Source organism: Rhodoferax sp. (assembly GCF_028714215.1).
In the GTDB taxonomy this organism is placed as follows: Bacteria; Pseudomonadota; Gammaproteobacteria; order Burkholderiales; family Burkholderiaceae_C; genus Rhodoferax.
In genome coordinates, this window is record NZ_JAQTMS010000039.1 from 24,847 (window position 1) to 48,994 (window position 24,148).

At 63.7% G+C, this 24,148-nt stretch carries 17 protein-coding genes; 11 read left to right on the forward strand and 6 right to left on the reverse strand.

All coding sequences use genetic code 11. The features are described 5' to 3' along the window. Positions 1–75: 75 nt before the first annotated feature. Together PHS32_RS16695 and PHS32_RS16700 are read left to right on the forward strand one after the other, a co-directional pair. Positions 76–4,422, forward strand: coding sequence for a response regulator (locus PHS32_RS16695; RefSeq protein ID WP_301080186.1), 4,347 nt, complete (start codon positions 76–78; stop codon positions 4,420–4,422). A 65-nt stretch (positions 4,423–4,487) separates the two neighbouring features. Continuing rightward, positions 4,488–5,546 carry an HD domain-containing phosphohydrolase gene (locus PHS32_RS16700; protein WP_301080187.1) on the forward strand — a complete coding sequence of 353 codons (1,059 nt, stop codon included), beginning with the start codon at positions 4,488–4,490 and terminating at the stop codon, positions 5,544–5,546. A gap of 198 nt (positions 5,547–5,744) precedes the next feature. Here the strand turns inward: PHS32_RS16700 and PHS32_RS16705 are convergent, their stop codons facing one another. The 3 genes from PHS32_RS16705 to PHS32_RS16715 all read right to left on the reverse strand — a co-directional run bounded on the left by PHS32_RS16705 (position 5,745) and on the right by PHS32_RS16715 (position 10,726). Continuing rightward, a complete protein-coding gene (locus PHS32_RS16705; RefSeq protein WP_301080188.1) occupies positions 5,745–6,218 on the reverse strand; it encodes a GNAT family N-acetyltransferase in 474 nt (157 codons plus the stop codon). Between the two features lie 79 nt (positions 6,219–6,297). Then, positions 6,298–8,583: an acetate--CoA ligase family protein gene (locus tag PHS32_RS16710; RefSeq protein ID WP_301080189.1), complete on the reverse strand. Its 2,286-nt coding sequence runs from the start codon at positions 8,581–8,583 to the stop codon at positions 6,298–6,300. Positions 8,584–8,617: 34 nt separating this feature from the next. Further along, the gene (locus PHS32_RS16715; protein ID WP_301080190.1) at positions 8,618–10,726 is read right to left on the reverse strand and encodes a CoA-binding protein; all 2,109 of its coding nucleotides are present in this window, start codon (positions 10,724–10,726) and stop codon (positions 8,618–8,620) included. Between the two features lie 168 nt (positions 10,727–10,894). Between PHS32_RS16715 and PHS32_RS16720 the strand changes: the two genes are divergently transcribed. Further along, positions 10,895–11,284 carry a transcriptional regulator gene (locus PHS32_RS16720; protein WP_301080191.1) on the forward strand — a complete coding sequence of 130 codons (390 nt, stop codon included), beginning with the start codon at positions 10,895–10,897 and terminating at the stop codon, positions 11,282–11,284. 73 nt (positions 11,285–11,357) lie between these two features. On the opposite strand, the gene PHS32_RS16725 is transcribed toward PHS32_RS16720, so the two are convergent. Continuing rightward, complete coding sequence (locus PHS32_RS16725) at positions 11,358–12,299, reverse strand: LysR family transcriptional regulator (protein ID WP_301080193.1); 942 nt, start codon at positions 12,297–12,299, stop codon at positions 11,358–11,360. 176 nt (positions 12,300–12,475) lie between these two features. On the opposite strand from PHS32_RS16725, the gene PHS32_RS16730 reads away from it, so the two are divergent. The 5 genes from PHS32_RS16730 to PHS32_RS16750 all read left to right on the forward strand — a co-directional run bounded on the left by PHS32_RS16730 (position 12,476) and on the right by PHS32_RS16750 (position 18,514). Further along, a complete protein-coding gene (locus PHS32_RS16730) occupies positions 12,476–13,033 on the forward strand; it encodes a 2-oxoacid:acceptor oxidoreductase family protein (RefSeq protein ID WP_301080194.1) in 558 nt (185 codons plus the stop codon). After that, the gene (locus PHS32_RS16735) at positions 13,030–14,697 is read left to right on the forward strand and encodes an NAD(P)-binding protein (RefSeq protein WP_301080195.1); all 1,668 of its coding nucleotides are present in this window, start codon (positions 13,030–13,032) and stop codon (positions 14,695–14,697) included. Before PHS32_RS16730 ends, PHS32_RS16735 begins: the two co-directional genes overlap by 4 nt. Positions 14,698–14,780: 83 nt before the next feature. Then, positions 14,781–15,938 carry a transketolase C-terminal domain-containing protein gene (locus PHS32_RS16740; RefSeq protein ID WP_301080196.1) on the forward strand — a complete coding sequence of 386 codons (1,158 nt, stop codon included), beginning with the start codon at positions 14,781–14,783 and terminating at the stop codon, positions 15,936–15,938. Between the two features lie 14 nt (positions 15,939–15,952). Further along, a complete protein-coding gene (locus PHS32_RS16745) occupies positions 15,953–16,867 on the forward strand; it encodes a thiamine pyrophosphate-dependent enzyme (RefSeq protein ID WP_301080197.1) in 915 nt (304 codons plus the stop codon). A 45-nt stretch (positions 16,868–16,912) separates the two neighbouring features. Further along, on the forward strand, positions 16,913–18,514 hold the full coding sequence (locus PHS32_RS16750) for a benzoate-CoA ligase family protein (protein WP_301080198.1): 1,602 nt from the start codon (positions 16,913–16,915) through the stop codon (positions 18,512–18,514). Positions 18,515–18,533: 19 nt separating this feature from the next. On the opposite strand, the gene PHS32_RS16755 is transcribed toward PHS32_RS16750, so the two are convergent. Both PHS32_RS16755 and PHS32_RS16760 read right to left on the reverse strand, forming a co-directional pair. Next, positions 18,534–18,989: an Rrf2 family transcriptional regulator gene (locus PHS32_RS16755; RefSeq protein WP_301080199.1), complete on the reverse strand. Its 456-nt coding sequence runs from the start codon at positions 18,987–18,989 to the stop codon at positions 18,534–18,536. Positions 18,990–19,013: 24 nt separating this feature from the next. Further along, entirely contained in the window at positions 19,014–19,550 is a 537-nt protein-coding gene (locus PHS32_RS16760) for a GNAT family N-acetyltransferase (RefSeq protein ID WP_301080200.1), read from the reverse strand. Between the two features lie 229 nt (positions 19,551–19,779). Between PHS32_RS16760 and PHS32_RS16765 the strand changes: the two genes are divergently transcribed. From PHS32_RS16765 to PHS32_RS16775, 3 genes are read left to right on the forward strand one after another with little or no spacing between them, the layout of a single operon-like run. Next, positions 19,780–22,515 carry a molybdopterin-dependent oxidoreductase gene (locus PHS32_RS16765; protein WP_301080201.1) on the forward strand — a complete coding sequence of 912 codons (2,736 nt, stop codon included), beginning with the start codon at positions 19,780–19,782 and terminating at the stop codon, positions 22,513–22,515. Then, complete coding sequence (locus PHS32_RS16770) at positions 22,512–23,162, forward strand: 4Fe-4S dicluster domain-containing protein (protein WP_301080202.1); 651 nt, start codon at positions 22,512–22,514, stop codon at positions 23,160–23,162. Before PHS32_RS16765 ends, PHS32_RS16770 begins: the two co-directional genes overlap by 4 nt. Further along, positions 23,159–24,034 (forward strand): DmsC/YnfH family molybdoenzyme membrane anchor subunit, encoded by an 876-nt coding sequence (locus tag PHS32_RS16775; protein ID WP_301080203.1) that lies wholly within the window; start codon positions 23,159–23,161, stop codon positions 24,032–24,034. Before PHS32_RS16770 ends, PHS32_RS16775 begins: the two co-directional genes overlap by 4 nt. Positions 24,035–24,148 lie beyond the last annotated feature (114 nt).

Below are 24,148 nucleotides of genomic sequence, written 5' to 3' on the forward strand. Positions count from 1 at the left end.
GATACTTGCTCCGATGTGGTCGAAAATCCTGTCCACATTCGTCAAGCCAACACTACCGGGGATGGGACTGACAACATGCATATGACTAAGAGCCCTCACTTATCTTTGCGCGAGCCCAGTCTTACCAACAGCCTGATTGTTCGCATCGCCCTGTTGTTGATCCTTGCGCTGTCCCTGTTTGCGGCTGGCAGCTACCAATTCATCGTCAGGCCCACCATCACCAGTCTGGCCGATGCCCAAATGGGGCTGGTGTCCCAACAGTTGGAAGCACGCGTCAACTTGCTGCTGAAGATGGTGGAGACCACGCTGCACAGCAGTCGCGATTGGGGTGCCAATGGCGATCTGGATCTGGATCAATGGCTGCGCTTCAACCAATTCTTCTTTCCCATCATCGCCAACCACGGCGAAATATCGTCAGTCAATTTCGCCAGCGAATCGGGGCGCGAGATTTTGCTGCTGCACAACGCCGACGGCAGTTGGGTCAACCGGTTCAGCAACCCGGCGGTTTGGGGCAAACGAACTTACTGGTTGTTTTGGAATAGCAGCCGCCAGTTGGAAAGAACCGAGATGCGGCTGATGGACTACGACACCCGTCAACGCCCCTGGTTTCAGGGCGCAATGAGTCTTTCCGGCGAGCAGGGAATCCATTGGACCGAGCCCTATATCTTCTTTACCAGCAAGGAACCGGGCATTACCGCTTCGATGCGCTGGCAGGGCAAGGACGGCAACCGCTACGTGATCGGGCACGATGTACGTCTGCTCGATCTTTCGGCGTTTACCGTCGGTCTGTCGGTTGGAAAATCGGGCAAAGCAGCCATGTTCCAATCCGATGGCAAGCTGATTACACTTCCCCACGACAATCGATTCGCCAGGGCCGACGCTATCAAGGCGGCAGTTCTGAAATCCCCGGGCGAGCTCGGTTTGGAGGAGATCGACCGCGGTTTCGCAGAGTGGCGAACTCGCCAGACCGCCAGCCAAACCGTTGACAGCTACGTGCTGGGGAAGGCTCGCTGGTTCAGTCTGTTCCGACCGATCAGTGCCGGCAGCCAGCAATTCTGGCTGGGTGTGTTTGCCCCGGAGAATGAGTTCGTTCCCACCAACAGCGCGAATCTGATCATCCTCGCTGCGATTGCAATGCTCGCCCTGCTTGCCGGTATCGTGGTGGCGGCTCGGGTTGCCCGTCAGTTCGGCAATCCGCTCTCTGTACTGGCTCGCGAAAGCGCCCGCATCGGCCGTATGGAACTGGATGCGCCGGTGCTTGTGTCCGCACCCTGGCGCGAAGTGCGGGAACTGGCCGTTGCACAGGAGAACATGCGCCTGCGACTGGGCGAATCCAAGCGCGCTCTGGAAAACGCCAACGCGTCGCTGGAAAGCAAGGTGGCGGAGCGCACCCGGGAGCTGAATCAAAGCCAACGGGCTCTGGAGGAGCGCGAGGTCCAGTTCCGCGCCATCTTTGAAAATGCGGTGATCGGCATTTCCAGCCTGACGACCAAGCTCGCCCGCCAGCGAGTGAACCGCGCTTTCTGCGAATTCACCGGATACACGGAGGCGCAACTGCTGTCAGCCGGCAGCCTTGATTTGATTGCGCCATCGGATCGTGATCGTGTCCGTTGCGCCTACGAGGACTTGGCGGCGGGCCGCTTGTCCAATTTCCGTACCGAGGTCCAATTCGTCCGCTCGGATGGAAATCTGCGCTGGGCCGACGTCCAGCTAACCTTGATCCGCGATGCCGAAGGCAAGGTGATGTCGCTGCTTGTCACCATTCTGGACATCCATGATCGCCGCACCATGGAGGATGAACTGGAACGACAGTTTGTCTTGATGCAGGCGATTCTGAACACCATCCCCAACCCGATCTTCTACAAAGGTGCCGACACCCGCTTCATCAGTTGCAACCGGGCCTATGAAGAAGCTTTCGGGATCGGCAGACAGCAACTTATTGGCAAACGCGTACTCGACCTGGACTACCTGCCAATGGCGGACAGACTCGCCTATCAAGCCGAGGACGAGGCGGTCATCTCTTCTTCCGGTCGCGTGACCAGGGAAGTCCCCATGGTCCTGTCCGACGACCGCCCGCATGACACGCTCTACTCGGTCACCGGTTTCACCAATCGCGATGGGACGCCGGGCGGACTGGTGGGACTGATCGTTGACATAACCCCTCTCAAAGACGCGGAACGGGAAGCCCAGCAAGCCCGTGCCGCCGCCGAAGCCGCGGCACGGGCAAAAGCCGATTTTCTGGCCAACATGAGTCATGAAATCCGCACCCCCATGAATGCCATCGTCGGTATGACCCACCTCACCCTGCAGACTGAATTGAATGCGCGCCAGCGCAATTATCTGGAGAAGGTCGACGCTGCCACCCAAAGCCTGCTCAGCATCGTCAACGACATCCTCGACGTGTCCAAGATTGAGGCTGGCATGATGACGATCGAACTGGTCGACTTCAGTCTCAACCATGTCATGCGCCACTTGGCCGACATGTCGCTGCCCAGGGCGAACCAGAAGGGGCTGGAACTTCTGTTTGACATTCATTCCGGCGTGCCGGAGCACTTGAAGGGCGACCCGCACCGGCTTGAGCAAGTGTTGCTGAACCTGGTCGGCAACGCGCTGAAATTCACCGAGCATGGAGAAGTTACGGTCACAGTCAATCGTGAGGTTATCGACAACGACAGAATTCAGCTGTGCTTCGTCGTCGGTGACACCGGCATCGGCTTGAGCGCGCAAGAGCAGCAGCGCCTGTTTACGCCCTTCACCCAGGCCGATAGTTCGACAACGCGCAAGTACGGCGGCACGGGACTCGGACTCTCGATCTGCAAGCGCCTGGTCGAATTGATGGGCGGTGAGATCGGCGTTGCCAGCGAGCCGGGCAAGGGCAGTCGCTTCTTCTTCAGCATGTCCTTTGATCGTGGCGCGCAAGAGGCACCGGCTCAGAACAATCCGGGTCCGCGGGGGCTGCGGGTTCTGGTTGCCGACGACAATGCGGGATCGCGCGGGATTCTGCAGCATCTGCTTGCCAGTTTCGGTTTCGTTCCCCACTGCGTCTCGGCGGGTGAAGCGGCTGTTGCCGCTTACGTTGCCGCCGAGTCCCGTGGCGAACCTTACGGACTGTTGATTGCCGACTGGAAGATGCCGGGTACCGACGGCATCGAAACCATAAGCCGCATCAACGCGTCAAAGAACGACTCGTTCGGTCCCGCCATTCTGATGACAAGCGATGGCGACAGCAAGCGGCTGGCGGACTCGCTCGGCACGCTCAGGGTCGGCGCCATCCTGGCCAAGCCGGCAACACCATCGACCCTCTTCGACGCTATCGCGGAGGCGCTGCGCAGTGATGGACAATTGGTGGTGGCCGCGCATCATCCGACCGGCGATATTGTTCCGCCTGCGTTGCGCGGGCGCCATGTTTTGGTGGTTGAAGACAATGATGTCAACCGCGAGTTGGCGGAAGAAATCCTCCACGCCGCGCGGATGAAAGTGGACACGGCAACGAATGGTGCCGAGGCGGTGGAGCGTGCTATCGCCGTCCGCTACGACGCGATACTGATGGACTGCCATATGCCGGTCATGGACGGCTTCGACGCGACGCGGGAGATTCGGGCCAACTCGGCGTTCGGCACGGTTCCCATCATTGCCATGACAGCCAGCGTTCTCCTGGGCGACCGGGAGCAATGCCTCGCCGCCGGCATGAACGACCATGTGGCCAAACCCGTCGATGTTGCCGACCTTTACACCAAACTTGCGTTTTGGATCGGCGGCGTTCCAGTCCCCGAACCGACCGGCGAAAAAGCGGATGCCACGAATCGGACCGACGCGGATACCCTGATCGACAAAAATGGCGCTCTGGCCAGATTGGGCGGCAACCACGACATGTACCGGCGGCTCCTCGGGAGAATGCGGCAGGACGAGTCCGATGTCATGGCCCGCATCCGCGCGGCCCTCGCCTCTGGTGAGCGCGATACGGCCAAACGTCTGGCGCACACGCTCAACGGTCTGGCCGGCAACGTCGGGGCAGTGGACCTCGCTCAAACCGCTTTCCGGCTTGAGCAGGGTATCGCCGCAAACGAAGCCGACGCCTTACTCGATCGACAGCTTGCGCAACTCGAGTCGAACCTGGAACGTGTCTTCGCGGTGATTGATGAACGACCGGTGCCGGAAGAAGCGCTGTCGCAACACATCGCTGAATTGCCGGCCGCGGCCAAGGATTCCCTGGCACCGGAGTTATCCGACCTGTACGCTCTCTTGCGCGCCGACGACGCCGATGCGGCCCGCCGCCTGGAGCAAGTGGCGTCCGCTCTGTCGGCGCACATGAAAGCGGAGGAAATTGACAGATTGACCTATTTGGTAATCCACTACGAGTTCGAGGCCGCCGCCGAATTACTGCATGGCGTGGCTCAAAGTTGCGGGTTAATCTTGAAATGAAACGATAGACCAAAAACTGGGGTGACCAATATGACCAATCTGCTCAACCGACAAACGATTTTGGTGTGGATGATGTTCCAGACAACATCGACATACTGATAGAGATCCTGCGCAACGACTACCATATTCGCGTCGCAACCAGTGGTGAGAAGGCGCTCAAAATAGTTTATTCCGATGCACCGCCAGACTTGATTCTGCTCGACATCATGATGCCCGGCTTGTCGGGATTGGAATTGTGCCGGCGTCTCAAGGCCAATCCCGATCGGCGCAAAATCCCGATCATTTTTGTCACCGCCATGTGCACGGTCGAAGACGAAAAGCTCGGCTTGGAAACCGGTGCCGTCGACTACATCACCAAGCCCGTCAGTCTACCCGTTGTCCTGGCTCGGGTGCGAACTCATCTGGCGCTTTACGACCAGACCCGCGAGTTGGAAAGGATGGTGAATCAGCGAACGAGTGAATTGAGCATGTCGCGCCAACAGATCATTCGCCGACTCGGACGCGCCGCTGAATACCGCGATGACGAAACCGGAAACCATGTGCTGCGCGTGGCTCACTATTCCCGCCTCATTGCCGAAGCGCATGGGCTCGGACCGAAAGCCTCCGGCATCATTTTCAGCACTGCCCCCATGCACGACGTTGGCAAGATCGGAATTCGTGATGCCATTCTTCTCAAACCGGGAAAGCTCGATGCCAAAGAATGGGAACCGATGCGGCAGCACCCGGTCATAGGGGCAAACATCATCGGCAGGCACGAAAACGAAATGCTGGAAACGGCTCGCATCATTGCCCTGACTCACCACGAACGCTGGGACGGCAACGGATATCCATCAAGGCTGGAAGGGGAAGGCATTCCCCTGGCAGGACGAATCGTCGCCATCGCCGATGTCTTCGATGCCTTGATTTCGGTGCGTCCTTACAAGAAGGTATTCGCTATCGACGATTCGATAAATATCATGAATGCTGAAGATGGTCACCACTTCGACCCTTCCCTCATGGCCGCCTTCCGCAAAGTGCTTCCCGCGATTCGGAAGATCAAGGAAGACTACACCGATGAAAATGGCCCGATGACGGACAGTGGTTTGACAACTGACTTGCCGCCCGGCGACGAACAGCTGATGTGACCCTTGTTGCTTGTTGGCCTGCCGGAACTCACCCTCACCGGCAAGTCCAGTGAGCTGGCCAGCGACCCGCGCATCATCGAGACGTACTTGGGCATCGGTGGCTGCCGGTTGATTTCGCCTGCTTGAGCATTCGAACGCTCGACCTGCGGCTTGAGAGCGAATGGGTTCATGGCCGGTCGCCGAACGCAGCTGTTCAATTCAGGCGTCGCGCGGCTCAATGGCGAGTTCCATGTAGGACGATGAAGCAAGGAAGCCGGCCTTGGCGTACAGGGGTCGCCCAGCCTCGGTGGCGTGCAGTATCAGCTTGCGTGCTCCGCGCTGACGGGCGCACGCCAGGGCGGCCTGGAGGATGGCGCTGGCCGCTCCCTGGCCGCGGTACGAAGGGCGCGTGTACATGTTGAGGAAGTAGGCATCTCTGCCCTCGGGGTTGCCAGGGTAGGGCGGCCGCATGAAGAAGGCCAGCGTTCCCACGGCAATCGTTTCGCCTGCGATCTCAGCCACCCAACTCTGCCACAGCGATGAGCCCAGGTTGTCACGGAAGAAGGCCTCGTTGGCTTGGGTCAGCGTGCCTCTGTCAGACGCACCCAAAACGCCGCCGGTCTCTTCGAGCAGGGCCAGCCGCAGGCGAGCCAGGACTGGGATGTCGCCTGCGGTGACGGTACGGATTTGCATGCCGGGTAGTGACACCTTATTTGCGAACCTGGACTCTTTGTCGCCGCGCCGTTTTAGCCTGCCTTGGCCAGTTTCGCTTTCAAGCGCCGCGCAAGCGTGCCGCGCGCAGCCGTGCCTCGGTATAGCGCACGAGCGCTCGCGTGGCACGCTCGCTGGAGCGGAAGATGCAGACGCCTTGCGCCATCAGCTTGTCGGCCATCGGGTCGAACAGCGCTCCGCCGTCAATGAAGGCCACGATCGGTTTCGGACAGGAGGCGACCAGCTTGGGTAGCGTCTGGACGATGCTCTCCGGGCTGTCGATGTCGAAGCCCGAGCGCGCGCTCTTCTGCAGTGACCTGACCATGGGCGAGGTCGGGTCGAGCCCAACGACGACCGAGTCGACTTCCGGCTCGGCCACCATGGCCTCGGTGCACAGCAGGTGAGCCTCGTCGTCCGCCCCCGGGTTGATGTCGAACGGGTTCCTGACTTCCATCAGCGCATCGAGCTTCTTGGACGCCAGGATCGCGACCAGCCGTTCCCGTGTCGCTGCTCCGATCGCCGCCAGAGACATGGAGAAGTCGCCCACCTGGATGCTGTCGGCGATGGCCACCGTGTCGTACCCCGCACCGGCCACCGCGCCGAGTCGCTTGCCGTGGACGACCTTGTTGCGCAGGCAGTCCGAGATGTAGAACAGGTCGCTGAACTCGCTGACGTCGCTCGCGACCAGCGCGCCGGCCTGCGTCAGCACGGACAGGCAGACCTCGTAGTCGCCGGCGATCGAGGCGGTGTGACCCATCGCGGCCCGCCCGCCCGCGGCGGACTGTCCGGCCTTGTAAATGACGACCTGCTTGCCGGAAGCGCTCGCCTTGCGCACGGCGCGTGCCAGGGCCAGCCCGTCGAGGTCCTTGAATCCTTCGACGTAGGCGCCGATCACATGGATGTCCGGGTTGGCGGCGAAGCTCTCGACCATGTCGCCGTGCGTGATGTCGTTCTGGTTGCCCAGGGCGACCATGTAGGCCGGGTCCAGCCAGGCGTTCTTGCTGAGCCGCGTGACCAGGAAGGCACCGCTCTGGCTGATGAACGCCGAGCTGCGTTGTGCCTTCTTCTGGGTTCTGGGCAGGCGTTCCTCGGGAATGAACCAGGAATCGTAGTTGCCGGGGTGCGAGATGATGCCCAGGCAGTTCGCGCCGACGAACACCGGTCCGACCCCCGCGCGCCGTGCCTCGTCGATCGTCGCCAGCATGCGCCGGGCCGGCTCCCGGCTGGCCTCGGTTTCCCCCATGCCGCCGGGGATCAACAGCACCGATTCCACGGCATCGGTCCGGATCACCTCATCGACAATTCCGAAGGCGACATCGGCGGTCACCGCGAGGATCAGCAGGTCCAGCTTCTTCTCCAGCGCGCCCAGGCTCGCTACGCAGCGCACGCCATCGACTTCCTGGCCGTCGGGATTGATGACCAGCAGCCGCGCCTTGTCATAACCGGAGGCGATGATGTTCTTCAGGGTGATCCGGCCGAAGTTCATGCGCGTGGCGGAGGCACCGATGATGCCGATCGAAGCCGGGTGCAGCAGCTTGTCGATCTTGCCCTGTGGCCGCGGCGGGCGCACACGCTGCGGCCGGCCGAAGCGGCACAAGCCGTCGAGCGCGACCAGCGCGCCGGCCGAGCAGGTGAAGGGGTTGACCTCCAGCTCCTCGATGACGAAGTCGGTCTCGGGGTCGCCCGCCGAGCAGCTGTTCGCCAGGCGGATGAAGGCGCCAAAACACTGGAGCAGGGTTTCGTCTGCCACCAGCCGGCGGCCCCCCCGCGTCAGTCCGGCGACCTTCCGGTAGGCAATGGTCGGCCTGAACAGTTCAAGGAATTCCTCGGCACTGGTCAGCGCGGTCGAGGCCGACACCACCGCCTGCCCGCGACGGGCGCTCGCGGCATGGAGCTCGGTGTCGACGCCGCCCATCCCGGCGCTCAGGATCATGCCGAACTCGCGCGTGTTGCGGATGCCCACCAGGAGTTCGCTGCCGGAACCCGCGGCGTCCGCTTCGATGAACTCCGTCAGCATCAGCCCCGCGATGTCCCGTCCCGACAGCTCCGCCAGCATGCTTTTGCAGGCGGCTCGCACGGCCGCCGGTTGGTTGGGCACGATGGCGACCCCGCCCACGTCCGACTTGTGGGCAATGCTGCCTGAGACGATCTTCACCACCACCCGGCTTCCCGGCCACGACGCCAATTGTTCGTCCGTCGGCTCGGTCCCGGCGGCGATCACCTCATGTCTTGGCGCCTTTCCAACGCCGGCCACGCCGAGCAGCCGGTAGACCTCATGCTCGAACAGCGCGGACCGCCCTTCGCTGTGTGCTCTGCGGAAAATGTCGTTGATCAGTGCTTCGCTCATGTGGCTTCCTTGTAGGGTGGGTGAGTTGTTCGGTTCAGTTTTTGGCCGGCCGCTGGCGAAGGCTGTCGGCATACAGCCGCGCTTCGCAGTAGCGCACCAGTGCCTTGGCAGCGCGCGCGCAGTTGCGGAACACGCAGACGCCCTGGTCCATCAGCCGCGCCGCCATCGCATCGTAGAGCGTGCCGCCGTCAATGACACCGATGATCGGCTTGTCGTTGCGCTGCACCATGGGCGGCATCAACTGCACGGTGCTCTTGGCATCGTTGATGTCGTAGCCGGGGCGCAGCTTGCTCGCTTCGAGCGCGCGCACCGACGGAGCGGTCGGGTCCAGCCCGACCACCACCGCGTCGATGTTGGGATCGAGCAGGAAGGCCTCGGTGATCTGCAGATGCGCCTCGTCATCGGCACCGGGGTTGATATCGATCGGGTTTCTGACCTCCACCAGCGCCGCCAGTTTCTTGGCCAGCAGAATTTCTTCGACCCGTTTGACGGTGCCGTCCTGCAGTTCGCACACCTGCATCGAAAACGTGTCGCTACTGATCGCATCGGCCATGCCGACCGCTTCGAAGCCGGCGCCGCTGATGGCGCCCAGTCGGTTGCCACCGATTCTCTTGTGGTGCAGGGCACCGGCGATGTAGAACAAGTCGTCGAAGCTGTTGATGTCCTCGGCAACGATGGCGCCGGCCTGTCGCATCACCGCTTCGAACAGCGCCGGGTCACCGGCAATCGATGCCGTGTGGCCCAGCACGCCGGCGCTGCCGGGCGCGGTCTTGCCGGCCTTGTAGAGCACCACCTGCTTGCCGCTCAGCACCGCTGTGCGTACCGCCTTGGCGAAGTGCAGTCCGTCGCCATCCTTGAAGCCCTCGATGTAGATACCGATGGTTTCGATCTCGGGACGGGCGGCAAAATAAGTCAGCAGGTCGCCGTGTGTCAGGTCGGTCTGGTTGCCCAGGGCCAGCATGTAGCTGGTGTCCAGCCAGGGGTTCTGGCTGAGCCGGGTGATCATGAAGGCGCCGCTCTGACTCAGCATGACGGAATTTCTTTGCGGCTTCTTCTGCGGCTTTGGCAAACGTTCCAACGGAATGAACCACGAATCGTAAGCGCCGGGATGCGAGACCACGCCCAGGCAATTGGCGCCCAGGAAGATCGGACCGCCGCCCGCTCTGCCGTGCGCCGCGTTGATTCTGGCGGCCAGCGCGGCGGCCGGCTCCCGGCTCAGTTTGGTCTCGCCCAGGCTACCGGGAATCAGCATCACCGACTCGACGGCGTCGCTGGCAATGATTTCATCGACCAGCGCGTAAACCGCGTCGGCGGCGACGGCGACGATCAACAGGTCGAGCTTGTGCTCCAGCGTCTTCAGACTCTCGATGCACTTGACGCCGTCGATCTCGGTCTCACCCGGACGGATGACGCTGAGCTGTGTTTTGCTGTAGCCGCTGCCGACCAGATTGCGCAAGATGATGCGGCCGAAATTCATGCTGGTGGCCGAAACGCCGATCAGGCCGATCGATCTGGGGTGCAGCAGCTTGTCGATTTTTGCGATCGGGCGCGGCAGCCGTGCCGCCGGCGGCGAGCTGAAGCTGCACTGCGCGCTGGAGACCAGCAACTGCCTCTCGCTGACCAATAGTTCGAGTGTCAGCGTTTGCAGGACCCAAGGCGCGCCCGCATCGGCTGCCGCGCCGCGTCCCAGTTGCAGCAACTGTTCAAAAAGTTGCGTCAGTTGTTCATCCGGCACCGACCCTTGTGCGTGCCGGGCGTAGCCGGCCAGTTTCTGGTAAGCCAGCGTGTGTTTGAAACGCTGCAAAAAATCCGCGCTGCCGCAGAGTTCCACCGCCGCATGAACGGCTGCCCGGTCCTGGCGGAAGTTGCTTTCACAAAGCTCGCCGTCGAGGCCGCCGAGGCCGGCGCTGAGCACCAGGCCGAACTCGCGGCTGTTGTGCAGGCCGACACGCAGCTCGCCATGGTTCGACGTCAGCACAGGGGCCAGATCTTCCGCGAGCCGGCTGCCCAGCGCGGCTAGCAAGGTGTTCAGTTCGCTCCGGTTCAGTGTTGTGCGACCGGCGTCAGAGGCTTCTCTGAACAGGGCTGTCGCCACTGGGTAGGCAGCCGCCGATGAGGTATTGAGCTGCGTTGGATTCGGCATGAATGGACTCCATCTTTTTGTAGTTGGTGCATTCTAGGCTCGGCAAATCCATCAGCATTGTTCCCCGCGAACAATTGCGCGCCCATAATTGATACCAGTTTGTCCGGTTCATCGGAACCCATCGACAGTACGACAAGATTGACGTTGAAACGATTTGAAGGAGTAAGCATGGAACTCAAACCCATCCATACCAAGAAAGACTACCAGGCTGCCTTGGCAGAGATTGAACGGCTGTGGGACGCGCCAGCCAAGTCCTCGGATGCCGACAAGCTCGATATTCTTGCCCTGCTGGTTGAACGCTACGAGAGCATTCACTATCCCATTGCAGACCCCGATCCAATCGAGTTCATCAACCATGTCATGGAAAGCCGGGGCCTGACGCGCAAGGATATGGAGCCCTACATCGGTGCCCGAGGGCGTGTGGCAGACATTCTCAACCGGACTCGCCCTTTGACGCTGGAGATGATTCGACGCCTCACGGTCAACTTGAAACTTCCTGCCGAGGTATTGGTCAAGCCTTATCAATTGCGTCGGGATCGGGAATTGTTGGCCGCCTGAGGGCCATCAAAGGCACTCCCGCCCTGGCCAAGGCGTTGCTCCCAAGCGGCGCCCGCCATCCCAGCCGGTTAAATTAGTTTCTGCCGGCGCCAATTTTTGGCGATCTTTGAAACAGCTTGCGCACCACGCCGCGCAGCCAGCTGTGCGCCAGATCCAGGCTGGCGGTCTGGTGCCAGACCATGTGCACGTCGTAGCGCGAACCGTGCTCCGGCAACTGCCAGATGCGCACGTCGTAGCGCGGCGCCAAAGAGTTGGCGTACATCAGGGGCACGATGGCCAGCAGGTCGGTGCGCGTCACCAGTTCCGGCAGCGCGCCGTAGTGGCGGGCGCGCAGCACGATGCGCTCACTCAGCTTGAGTTGGCTCAGCATCAGGTCCAGGTTGCCATGAAAGGTGGCGGCCGGCGAAGCCACTGCCAGGGACGCCGCGGAGAGTTGTTTGGCGCTCAGCTTGCCGCCACCACGCCAGCCGGGCGGCCGCCAGTCGCGGGCCGTGATGGCAACGAAGTTTTCCTGAAACAGCAGTTCACTGGCGGTCGAGTTGCGGCTGGTGTCCAGAATGCCGATCGCCAAATCGATTTCATGCGCTTCCAGCGCGCCACTCACCTCCAGCGCCGCCACCGCGACATTCGAGATGTGGCTGCCCGGCGACTGGCTGCGCAGTGCCTGCGCCAGCGGCGGCAGGAACATCATCTCGCCCAGGTCCGACAGCGACAGCCGCCAATGCACATGGCTGCTGGCGGGCTCGAATTCCTCGGCGCTGCTGACGGTGTTTTCCAGCAGGTGGAGTTGCGCTATCACCGCCGGCACCATGCGCTGCGCCTTGCGCGTCGGCTGCAGGCCGCGCGGCGAGCGGACAAACAACTCGTCCGCAAAAATGGTGCGCAGGCGGGCCAGCGCATTGCTGGTGGCGGGTTGCGACAGGGCCAGATGCCGACCCGCCTCGGTGACCGAGCCGAAGCGGTAAACAGCGCACAAAACGCGCAGCAGGTTGAGGTCGAGCTGTCTGAAATTCATGATCAGGGTTTATCCGGATTATCTGCTTCGTGAATGTAGCGGATTTCAAAATTCAATTAGACGGATGACGCCAAAGCGCCTAGATTCCGTTCCAGACAAGTCCCTACCGGGAACCAACCATACGGAAATCTGCTAGGCGTTTGATTGCCGGCAGAAACCGAGAAGGAGACGACAAGGTGCTTGAGATCATCATCCAGGGCCGCGGCGGCCAGGGTGCGCAGACCGCTGGCAACCTGCTGGCCGGCGCTTTTCATGCGCAGGGCTTGCAGGTGCAATGCTTTGCCAGCTATGGCGGCGCGCGCCGCGGCACGCCGGTCAATTCCTACATCCGGGTCGATCAGCGTCCGGTGCGGGTGCGCTGCGACATCGAGCGTGCCGACGCCATTCTGTGCTTCGATGCCAGCCTGTTGGAAGGCCGCCTGCTGGCCAGCGCCGATGCCGCCACCTGGATCGTGGTGAACTCGGCCCGCAGCGCCGCCGACTTTGCCCGGATACTGCCCGGCAAACGCGTGATCCCGATTGATGCCTTGACGATTTCGCGCCAGCAGGGCTTGGGGCGCATCGTCAACTCGGCCTTGCTGGGCGCCCTGGCGCGGGTCATCAAGGCGCCCGCGCTGTCGGTGTTGACGCAGGCCCTGGTTGACAACGCGCCCAAGCAGCACGACGAGAACGTGGCCGCTTGCGCCGAGGGCTACCACCGCGCCGGCCTGCAACTGCTGGAGAGCGCCGCATGAACGCCCGCATCCCCACCATCTGGACCACCGGCAGCACAGAGGCCGTCAAGACCGGCACCTGGCGTGCTTCCCTGGCCAAACACATCAAGGCGCCGGCACCCTGTCACGGCGCCTGTCCGGTGGATGGCGACATCGCCGAGTGGATAGGACTGGCGCGTTCGCGCGATTTCCATGGGGCCTGGCAGGTACTGACGCGGCACAACCCGTTCCCGTCCATCGCCGGGCGCATCTGCCATCACCCGTGTGAGACGGCTTGCAACCGGGGCGGCTACGACCAGGCACTTTCCATTTGCAAGCTGGAGCGCTTTGTCGGCGATCAGGCGCTGGCGCAAGGCTGGGGCTTTCAAGCTCCCGCTGCCGCGCAGCCGGGTCATGTGGCGATCGTCGGTGGCGGTCCCTCCGGCCTGTCGGCGGCTTTTCAACTGCGCCGCATGGGCTTTGCCGTGACGCTGTTTGAGGCGCAGGCCCAGCTGGGCGGTCTGATGCGTTACGGCATTCCGGCCTACCGGTTGGCGCGCGACGTGCTCGATGGCGAAATCGCCCGCATCGTGGCCTTGGGCGTCAAGGTCAACTGCGGTTGCCGCATCGAAAGCGCCGAAGATTTCACGCGCTTGCGGCAACAGCACGATGCGCTGTACCTGGCCCTGGGCGCGGCGCGGCAGAAGCGCCTGCCCATGCTGGACTACAGCCAGCCCTGGGTCTGCGACGGCGCCCGCTACCTGGCCGCCGCCAACTCGGGTCAAGCGCTGGCACTGGGCCGGCGGTTGCTGGTCATCGGTGGCGGCAGTGCCGCGCTGGACGCCGCACGCAGTGCGCGCCGACTGGGTCACCAGGTGACTCTGCTGGCGCTGGAGCAGCGCGCCCAGATGCCGGCCCAGGCGGAGGAAGTGGAGGAGGCGCTGGAGGAAGGCATCACCTTGCTGGACGGCGCCCGTCTGGACGCTGTCAGCGCTGCCGGGACCGACGGTCTGACACTGGCCTGCAGCAAGGTCTTGTTCGTTCCCGGCGCAGAGCGCGGACAGTTCACGCTCAGCGTTATCGAAGGCGGCGGCTTTAGCATCGCCGCCGATGCCATCGTCACCTCGATCGGCCAGGACCCCGACCTGGCGCTGCTGGGCCAGGGCTTCGCCGCCGCCGGTGGTCTGCTGCAAACCGATGCGCAGCTCGCCACCAGCACGGCGGGCATCTACGCCGGCGGCGACCTGGTCAGCATGGCGCGTTTTGTGACCGAAGCGATAGGCATGGGCCAGCGCGCGGCGCAGGCGATTGCCGACGCCTTGCGCTGGCGCGGCGCTGACCAGGACACGACAGCCATCGCCACCGGCGACGACCAGCCCCTGGTGCCGCTGGCGGCCATCAGCACCTTCTATCACCCCAAGGCGCAGCGGGCCCAGACCCAGTTGCTGGATGCCCGGGAACGCCTGGCCAGCGGGGTCGAGGTGCAACTGGGCCTGGAACTGGAACAGGCGCTCTCCGAGAGCCAGCGCTGCTTCTCCTGCGGCACCTGCATCTACTGCGACAACTGCGTCGTCTACTGCCCGGACATGGCGGTGAAGCGGGTCGACCACGGCTACACCGTCCTGACCGATTACTGCAAGGGCTGCGGTGTCTGCGTCAAGGAATGCCCCACCGGCTCCATGACCATGCAGGAGGAATTGCGATGAGCGCCGCGCCGGGCCGCCCCAAGCAAGCTCGCACCCCCTCGGGGGGCAGCGCCATACACGAAGTGACAAGCGAGGGGGTATCAATGACTACGGCGCTGAAATCGATGCTGCTGACCGGCAACCAGGCGGTCGCCTGGGGGGCCAGGCTGGCGCGGCCCAAGGTGGTTCCGGTCTATCCGATCACGCCGCAGACGCCGGTGCTGGAACAGCTGACCGAGTTTCAGGCGCAGGGCACGTTCGACGCCGAAATCATCACGCCGGAGTCCGAGCATTCGGTGATGTCGGCCTGCATTCCGGCCTCCCTGGTCGGCACCCGTGTCTTTACCGCCACCGCCTCGCAGGGTTTGCTGCTGATGCACGAGTTGCTGCATTACGCCAGCGGTGCCCGCGCGCCCATCGTGATGGTCAACGTGAATCGCACCGTCGCCTCGCCCTGGGCGTTCTGGCCGGACCAGACCGACAGCTTGTCGCAGCGCGACACCGGCTGGATTCAGTACTACGTGGAAAGCGCGCAGGAAGCACTCGACAGCGTGCTGCAGGCGTTTCGCGTGGCCGAACAGGTGCTGCTGCCGACCATGGTCAATCTGGACGCCTTCTACGTCTCGCACGCGCTGGAGCCGGTGTTCGTGCCGGCGCAAGAACTGGTCGACCAGTACTTGCCGGCTTTCGATCCGCCGCACCGGCTCGACACCGGCAAGGTCGAGTCCTGGGGCAATGTGGTCTCGCAGGACATGTTTTACCGGCATCGCCAGGCGCTCTCCGAGGCGATGGCCCGGGTGCCGGCACTGGCCGCGCAGGCCGACTTCGAATGGGCGCAACTGACCGGCCGCAGCCACGGTGTGCTGGAGCGCTACCGCTGCGACGGTGCACGCACGGTGATCGTCACCATGGGCAGCATGTGCGGCACGGCGCGCGACGCGGTCGATGCCCTGCGCGAGGCCGGCGAGGCGGTCGGCCTGCTCAAGGTGCGGCTGTTCCGGCCGCTGCCGGTCGAAGGGCTGCGGGCCGCCTTGACCGGGGTCGACGAGGTCATCGTGCTTGATCGCAACTATTCCCCCGGCCACGGCGGCGTACTGCACCAGGAACTGCGCGCGGCGCTCTATGGCAGCGCCGTGACGCCGCGCATCCATGGCCTGCTGGCGGGCGTCGGCGGCGTCAATGTCTCGCCGGCCAGGATCGTCGAGTTCGTCAAACAGGCGGTGCAGGGCGAAGCGCAGGCCGAGTCGCAGTGGGTAAGGTGAACGGAGTGAACAGCATGATCAGAATCGAACCAGCGGAGCAGGAAGCGATGCTGTGCTCCGGCCACGCCGCCTGCCCCGGTTGCCTGGACGCGCTGTCGGCGCGCCACGTCCTGAGCGCCATGGGACCCAACACCATGGCCGTGATTCCGCCTTCCTGCATGGCCATCATTGCCGGCGCGCAGCCCTACAGTTCGCTGCGCATTCCGGTCTACCAGCCGACGCTGGAAGCCAGTGCCGCGGCTGCCACCGGGCTGCGCCGTGCGCTCGACGCCCAGGGCAAGCACGACACCCATGTGATCGTGCTTGCCGGCGACGGCGGCACCTACGACATCGGTTTTCAGTGCCTGTCGTCGGCCGCCGAGCGCAACGAGAATTTCATCTATTTCTGTCTGGACAACGAAGGCTACATGAACACCGGCGCCCAGAAGTCGTCCTCGACACCGCATTTCGCGCGCACCGGCTCGACCCCGGCCGGCAAGACTTCGCGCAAGAAGAACCTGACCGAAATCATGGCGGCGCACCGGGTCCCTTACGTTGCCACCGCCAGCGTGGGCCATCTGCCGGACCTGCTGCGCAAGGTCGAGAAGGCCAAAGCGATGCAGGGCACCCGCATCATCACGCTCTTGATTCCGTGCATGGACGGCTGGGGCGTGGCCGACGACGCCGGCTTGACGACGGCGCGCTACGCGGTGGAGTCCGGCGCTTTTCCCCTGTACGAAATCGAGGACGGCCAGCGCTACACGCTCAACCACGCCAGCAAGACCCGGCCGGTGGCCGATTACCTGGCGCTGCAACGCCGTTACCGCAACCTGGCCAGCGCCGACATCGCCACGCTGCAGGCCGAGATCGATGACGGCTGGGCCACGCTGCAACAACGCGTGGCCACCAGCCAGGCCAGAGCCAGCCTGGCCGCCAGCGACAGAGCGTAGGATGGAGTTCCCGTACCGGACCACCTCTTACCGACAGGAAAAATCATGCCTCAATTGAGCACTGTTGACCGTAGCGCAACACCCCCCGCCGTCACTTTCCCGCGCCAGTACAACGCGGCGTTCGACCTGATAGAGCGCAATCTGCAAGCGGGCCGCGCCGGCAAACTGGCCGTCATCGACGACGCCGGCAGTTACAGCTACGGCGAACTGGCGCAGCGCGTCAACCGCTTTGCCAATGCCATCACCGGCCTGGGCGTGCAGCCGGAGCAGCGCGTCCTGCTGTGCCTGCTCGACAGCATCGACTGGCCGGTCGCCTTTCTCGGTTGCATCAAGGCCGGCGTGGTGCCGGTGGCGGCCAACACCTTGCTGACCACCGACGACTACGACTACATGCTGCGCGACAGCCGCGCCCGCGCGCTGATCGTCTCGGAGGCGCTGTGGCCCAAGCTGGCGCCATTGATGGGCCAGCTGCCACACTTGCAACACGTTGTCGTGTCGGGCGAAATAGTCGGTGCCTCGACGCTTGAACGGCTCAGCTTTTCCGCCTTGTGCGCGGCCGCCAGCGATCAGTTCGCGGCCGCCGAAACGTCGCCCGACGAGCCCTGCTTCTGGCTCTATTCGTCGGGCTCCACCGGCGCTCCCAAGGGCACGGTGCACATCCACTCCAGCCTGATCAATACGGCCGAGTTGTTCGCGTTGCCGGTGCTGGGTCTGCGCGAGGACGATCTGGTGTTCTCGGCGGCCAAGCTGTTCTTCGCCTATGGCCTGGGCAATGGCCTGACCTTTCCGATGGCGGTTGGCGCCACCGCCTTGCTGATGGCCGAGCGCGCCATTCCGGAGGCAGTATTCAAACGTTTGCGCCAGCAGCAACCAACCATTTTTTACGGTGTTCCGACCCTGTTCGCCGCCTTGCTGGCCAGTCCTTTGCTGCCGGCCAAAGGCGAACTGCGGCTGCGCTTGTGCACCTCGGCCGGCGAGGCGCTGCCGGCCGACATCGGCAAGCGCTGGACCGAGCATTTGGGCGTCGAAATACTGGACGGCATCGGCTCCACCGAAATGCTGCATGTGTTCCTGAGCAACCGCGCCGGCAGCGTGCGCTACGGCAGCACCGGCCAGCCGATTCCAGGCTACGACCTGCGCATCGTGGACGAGCAGGGGCACCCCTTGCCGGCAGGCGAAGTGGGCGAGTTGCAAATACGCGGCGCCACGGCGGCCATGGCCTACTGGAATAACCGCGCCAAATCGCGCGACACTTTTCAGGGGCCCTGGACCCGCAGCGGCGACAAGTACTCGGTCGACGCCGATGGCTATTACACCTACGCCGGGCGCAGCGACGACATGCTCAAGGTGGGCGGCATCTACGTCTCGCCGATCGAGGTGGAAGCTAGCCTGATCACCCATCCGGCGGTGCTGGAAGCGGCGGTGATCGGGCGCCAGGACGAGGCGATGTTGGTGAAACCGCAAGCCTTCGTTGTGCTGAAGGTCGGTTTTGCCGCCACCGACGCGCTGGCCAGCGAGTTGCAGCAGCACGTCAAGTCCAAATTGGCGCCCTACAAATATCCGCGCTGGATCGAGTTCATCGACGAGCTGCCGAAAACCGCCACCGGCAAGATTCAAAGGTTCAAGCTGCGCGCTCGCGCCGCCTGAGGACCCGCATGAAAAAGCCTCAAGCCGTGGAACGTTTCATTTTCACTTTGGCCGTCGCCGGCGCGGCGCTGGCGGCTTGCTGGCGTTCGATGATGCGCAGCATGGTGGCCAGCGTGATGGAACTCATGGAGGCCTTGGCGATTTCGTCAATTTCAGACAGCACCGAAGCCAGCGCCTGCCCCACCGGCGTCACCTCGCTGTGGCTGTTCTCGGCCGGCAACACATCTTCAAAGCGCGAGATCACATCCATCAGGGTGAGTCGGCGCGCATTGCCGATAAAGCGGTAGCCGCCGCCTACACCCCGGACCGATTGCACCATGCCGACACGCGACAACTCCGCCAGTACCTTGGCCAGATGGTGTGACGACACCTCGTACTTTTGTGCGATCTCGGCGGCCGGAATCTGGCGCTCCGGATCGGCGGCGAATTCGAGCAGGCTGAACAAGGCCAGTCGCGTGTTCTGTTGTAGTTTCATGAGCGCTCAACCTGTGGCAGGGGATCAGGGTTCAAGGTCCATCTCCAGCGGAACGAAGGGGCCTATCATCATGCCCTGGCTGCGGAAGAAAGACAGGATCAGCGTGTTGTCGCGTGACAGCATGGTGCGCACCTTGCTGACGCCGGCCTTTTTGAAGCCCTGGCACATGGCCAGCAGCAACTGCGTTCCGGTGCCGGCCAGGCGGGCGTCGGGCCGGACGTCGATGGCAAAGACCCAGCCGCAAGGCGGCGAGCCGAATTCCCAATCGCGCACCTCGCCGATGGCAAAGCCGATCACTTCGTCACGGGCCGTCGCCACCAGGAAGTGCTGGCCGGTGGCCACCGCGTCGGCGTACCGCCGGTACAGCGAGTTCCAGTAATCGCGTTTCTCGATACCCGTCACCATGGCATCCATTTCAATCACCGCATCCAGGTCGCCGCGGCGCACCGGCCGGATGGTCAGGGGTGCGGTGCCCGGCTCGGTGGGCGCGGCGGCGGGTGCTGCCGGCTTCTTTTTGGGACCCTGGGGGTGGGCGCCTTGGCGCGCGATTTTGCTCATCATTTTTTTTGCCTCAGGCAATTATTGCATGCAAATGCAAGAATAGGTAGAATGAAATTAACCGTACTAAAAACTGGTGCCACGACACCATACTCTAACGGAGACTATCGATGAAGACCTCCTCTGGCAGCCGGTCTGGCCTGGAACGCGGGATGCGTTGGAGCCAAACGGGGCGTCTGCGACCTTGCGTTGCCGCCAGCGCAGCATTGAACCACGTCTGACAAGGATTCCCATGAATCTTGAAGCCAAGGATGTGCGCAAAGTCCCGACCTACTGTTACCAGTGCGTCGCCGGGCCGGACTTGCTCACCGTCAAAGTGGAGCAGGGGGTGGCGACCGAGGTCGAGCCCAATTTCTGCGCCGCCGATGTTCACCCCGGCGGCGGCAGGGTCTGCGTCAAGGCCTACGGCCTGGTGCAAAAGACCTACAACCCGAACCGGGTGCTCAGGCCCATGAAGCGCAGCAATCCAAAGAAGGGGCGCGACCAGGACCCGGGCTTCGTGGCTATCTCCTGGGAGGAGGCTTTCGAGACGATTACCGCCAAACTCAACGCACTGCGTGCGGAGGGCATCCTGGATGCCTCCGGCTACCCGCGGCTGGCCGCCAGCTTTGGCGGTGCCGGCACGCCGCAGTCCTACATGGGAACCTTGCCGGCCTTCCTGGCGGCCTGGGGCGCGGTCGACATGGGCTTCGGCTCCGGCCAGGGCGTCAAGTGCTACCACTCGGAGCATCTGTACGGCGAGTTCTGGCACCGCGCCTTCATCGTCACGCCCGATACGCCCCTGTGCAATTACCTGATCTCCTGCGGCTCCAACATCGAGGCCTCGGGCGGCGTCATCGGTGTCTGGCGGCACTCCGAGGCGCGTCTGCGCGGCCTCAAACGGGTGCAGGTGGAGCCGCACCTGTCGGTCACCGGTGCCTGCTCGGCGCAGTGGGTGCCGATCAAGCCCAAGACCGACGCCGCCTTCCTCTACGCCCTGATCCATGTGCTGCTGCACGAGCTGCCGCGCGCGCGCCTGGATGTGGCGTTCCTGGCGGCGCGCACCGCCTCGCCCTATCTGGTCGGTCCGCACGGGTTTTACCTGCGTGAGCGCGCCAGCCGCAAGCCGCTGGTGTGGGACCTGGCCACTGGCAGTGCGCGTGTGCACGACAGCCCGGGATTGCAGGAAGCGATTGAAGGCAGCTTCGAGGTCGACGCCATCGAGATCGGTCCCGACGACGAAGTGCTGGGCGACGGCCGGCTGGCCGGCAGTACCGCCTTCACGCGCCTGGTGGAACACATGCAGCCCTACTCGCCGGAGTGGGCGCAAACCATCTGCGACGTGCCGGCGGCGCACATGCGCAGCATTGCCAACGAGTTTATAGACCATGCCTGCGTCGGTCAGACGATAGAGGTCGACGGCATCACCATGCCTTACCGGCCGGTGGCGGTGACCCTGGGCAAGACCGTCAACAACGGCTGGGGTGGCTTCGAGTGCTGTTGGGCGCGCACCCTGCTGGCCACGCTGGTGGGCGCCCTGGAAGTGCCCGGTGGCACGCTGGGTACCACGATCCGGCTGACAAGGCCGATGTCGCAGCGGCATGAGAGCGTCAAGCCGGGGCCCGACGGCTTCATGCATTTCCCGCTCAATCCGACCGACAAGGCGCATTGGTCGCCCAACCCCAACATCCGCAACGCCTATCGCTCCATGGTGCCGCTGGCGGCCGATGGACCGTGGAGCCAGGCGCTCGGGCCGACCCATTTTTCGTGGCTGTTTCTGGACGAAACGCCCAAGGGGCTGCCGCGCGTCACGCTGCCCGATGTCTGGTTCCTGTACCGCACCAATCCGGCCATTTCCTACTGGGACACCACCGCGCTGACCGAGAAGATGGCGCGCTTCCCGTTTGTCGTCGCCTTTGCCTACACGCGCGACGAGACCAATCACTTTGCCGATATTCTGCTGCCCGACGCCACCGATCTGGAGAGCCTGCAACTGATGCGCATCGGCGGCACCAAGTACCAGGAACAGTATTGGGAGGTTAATGGTTTTGCGCTGCGCCAGCCGGTGGTGCAGGGCAGTGGCGAGGCGCGCGACATGACCGACATCGCCAGCGAGCTGGCCGAGCGCACGGGCCTGACCGAGCGCTATGTGGCGGCCATCAACAAGGGTGCCGGCAGCGTGCCGCTGAAGGGTGTGCACGGCGACTTTTCGCTCGACACGCAGCGCTGCCATGGCCGCGACGAAATCTGGGACGCGGTCTGCCGCGCCGCCAGCGCCGAGGTCAGCGACGGAGAGCACGCGCACGGCCTGGACTGGTGGAAGGAGCACGGCCTGGCGACCAAGCCTCTGTCACGCAGCACCTGGTACCTGGACCGGACCATGGTCAAGCAGGGCCTGCGCTACGAGCTGCCGTACCAGGAGCGCTTGCTGCGCGTCGGCACCGAGCTGGGCCGGCGCCTGCACGAGCACGACATGCACTGGTGGGACGAGCAGCTGAAGGAATACCAGGCGCTGCCGGTGTGGAAGGACTTTCCGGGGCTGTGGGAGGCCATCATCGGCCAGACCGGTGGACGGGCGCAGGATTATCCGTTCTGGCTGCTCACGGCCCGCAGCATGCAGTACGCCTGGGGCGCCAATGCCGGCATTCAACTGATGCACGAAGTGGCCGACAACATCACCGGCCACCGCGGCGTGGTGATGAACAGCGGCGCCGCGCAGAAGCTGGGCATTGCCGATGGCGACGCGATCGAGATCGCCACCCCGAAACGCAGCGTGCGCGGTCGCGCGGTGGTGCGCCAGGGCATACGCCCGGACACGCTGCTGCTGATCGGCCAGTTTGAGCACTGGGAGACGCCGCTGGCGAAGGACTTCGGCATGCCCAGCATGAACTCGCTGGCCACCATGTCGATGGCGCTGACCGACGCCACCGGCTCCGGCGCCGACATCGTGCGGGTGAAAATCAGCCGCGCACGGGAGGTGGCAGCATGACGCGCTGGGCCATGACGGCAGACTTGCGGCGCTGCGTCGGCTGCCAGACCTGCACCGCCGCCTGCAAGCACACCAACGCGACGCCGCCGGACGTGCAGTGGCGACGCGTGCTGGACATGGAGTTCGGAGAATTTCCGAACGTGAAACGTGTTTTTGTGCCGGTCGGCTGCCAGCACTGCGAAGACCCGCCCTGCATGGAGGTGTGCCCCACCACTGCCACCAAGCAGCGCCCCGACGGCATCGTGACGATCGACTACGACCTCTGCATCGGCTGCTCCTACTGCGCCGTCGCCTGTCCCTACCAGGCGCGCTACAAGACCGAGAAAGCCAGTTTCGCCTACGGTGCGCCGACCCAGAACGAGTCCAAGCGGCGCGACGATTCGCGTCTCGCGGTAGCCACCAAGTGCACATTCTGCGTCGACCGCATCGACGCCGGTCTGGCCGCCGGTCTGACACCCGGCGTCGACCCGGCAGCGACCCCGGCCTGCGTCAACTCGTGTATTGCCGATGCCCTGGCCTTTGGCGATCTGGAAGACCCCAACAGCAATGTCTCGCAGCTGCTGGAAAAAAATCAGAGTTTTCGCATGCACGAAGAACTTGGCACCGGGCCCGGTTTTCATTACCTGTGGGACAAGGTGGACACATGAAAATCAAAGTCAGCGCGGCCAGCGCCTTCGGACCCAACCCATGGCAGCAGACCAGTTGGGACTGGCGTGCCGCCGGCAACTTCATCTGTGGCGGCGCCGGCACCGGTCTGCTGCTGACCAGCGCCCTGTTTGCCAGAACCGGCGTGGCCAGCCACTGGACCCAGACCTGGCTGCTGTTGGTCGGACTGGCCCTGGTCGGCCTGGGGCTGCTGTGCGTCTGGCTCGAGATCGGGCGGCCGCTGCGCGCCCTGCACGTCTTCATCAATCCGCGCACCTCCTGGATGTCGCGCGAAGCCTTTGTCGGCGCGGTCTTGTTCCCGGCCGGCCTGGCGGCCATGCTGGGCTGGAGCGGCTGGCTTTGGGTGACCGCAGCCCTGGCCTTGTTGTTTCTCTACTGCCAGAGCCGCATGTTGCCGGCGGCGCGCGGTATTCCGGCCTGGCGCTCCGGGCTGCTGTCGCCGCTTTTTTTGATTACCGGCTGGTGTGAGGGTTGTGGCATTTTTCTGCTGCTGGGGTTTTTGCACGGCGGAGTTTCCAGCGCCATGCCGATTGTGTTCCTGGCGCTGCTGGTGCTGCGTCTGCTGGTCTGGAGCCGCTACCGCGGCAGCGTCGACGACACTCTGGCCGTGCCGGCCCGCCGCGCGCTGGACCTGGCCGGGCGCCGCTTGCTGTGGCTGGGCAGCGTGGCGCCCCTGGTTTTGCTGGCGCTTGGCTGGTTGCTGGGAGCCTGGGTGCAGCCGCTGCTGCTAGCCGTCGCCGGGGCCTGTGCCGCCGGGGCCGGCGGCTACCTCAAATACATACTGGTGACACGCGCCAGCTTCAATCAAGGATTCGCCTTGGCCAGCATGCCGGTGCGTGGGGTCAGGACATGATCCACGAACGCAGGCTCAAGCGTCTGCGACCTCGAGGTTGCATGCACACTACGCTCAGGCGCCGGAGGCCCGAGGGCGCCGGGGTGAGTGACTCCGCGGCTGTCCCCCGGCCTG

What these genes read in the sequence shown, in the direction of transcription:
- PHS32_RS16765 (WP_301080201.1), top strand. Translation starts at nt 19,780, where the DNA reads ATGAATCTTGAAGCCAAGGATGTGCGCAAAGTCCCGACCTACTGTTAC.
- PHS32_RS16705 (WP_301080188.1), bottom strand. Translation starts at nt 6,218, where the DNA reads ATGCAAATCCGTACCGTCACCGCAGGCGACATCCCAGTCCTGGCTCGC.
- PHS32_RS16745 (WP_301080197.1), top strand. Translation starts at nt 15,953, where the DNA reads ATGATCAGAATCGAACCAGCGGAGCAGGAAGCGATGCTGTGCTCCGGC.
- PHS32_RS16740 (WP_301080196.1), top strand. Translation starts at nt 14,781, where the DNA reads ATGACTACGGCGCTGAAATCGATGCTGCTGACCGGCAACCAGGCGGTC.
- PHS32_RS16760 (WP_301080200.1), bottom strand. Translation starts at nt 19,550, where the DNA reads ATGATGAGCAAAATCGCGCGCCAAGGCGCCCACCCCCAGGGTCCCAAA.
- PHS32_RS16775 (WP_301080203.1), top strand. Translation starts at nt 23,159, where the DNA reads ATGAAAATCAAAGTCAGCGCGGCCAGCGCCTTCGGACCCAACCCATGG.
- PHS32_RS16720 (WP_301080191.1), top strand. Translation starts at nt 10,895, where the DNA reads ATGGAACTCAAACCCATCCATACCAAGAAAGACTACCAGGCTGCCTTG.
- PHS32_RS16750 (WP_301080198.1), top strand. Translation starts at nt 16,913, where the DNA reads ATGCCTCAATTGAGCACTGTTGACCGTAGCGCAACACCCCCCGCCGTC.
- PHS32_RS16695 (WP_301080186.1), top strand. Translation starts at nt 76, where the DNA reads ATGCATATGACTAAGAGCCCTCACTTATCTTTGCGCGAGCCCAGTCTT.
- PHS32_RS16715 (WP_301080190.1), bottom strand. Translation starts at nt 10,726, where the DNA reads ATGCCGAATCCAACGCAGCTCAATACCTCATCGGCGGCTGCCTACCCA.
- PHS32_RS16755 (WP_301080199.1), bottom strand. Translation starts at nt 18,989, where the DNA reads ATGAAACTACAACAGAACACGCGACTGGCCTTGTTCAGCCTGCTCGAA.
- PHS32_RS16725 (WP_301080193.1), bottom strand. Translation starts at nt 12,299, where the DNA reads ATGAATTTCAGACAGCTCGACCTCAACCTGCTGCGCGTTTTGTGCGCT.
- PHS32_RS16710 (WP_301080189.1), bottom strand. Translation starts at nt 8,583, where the DNA reads ATGAGCGAAGCACTGATCAACGACATTTTCCGCAGAGCACACAGCGAA.
- PHS32_RS16735 (WP_301080195.1), top strand. Translation starts at nt 13,030, where the DNA reads ATGAACGCCCGCATCCCCACCATCTGGACCACCGGCAGCACAGAGGCC.
- PHS32_RS16770 (WP_301080202.1), top strand. Translation starts at nt 22,512, where the DNA reads ATGACGCGCTGGGCCATGACGGCAGACTTGCGGCGCTGCGTCGGCTGC.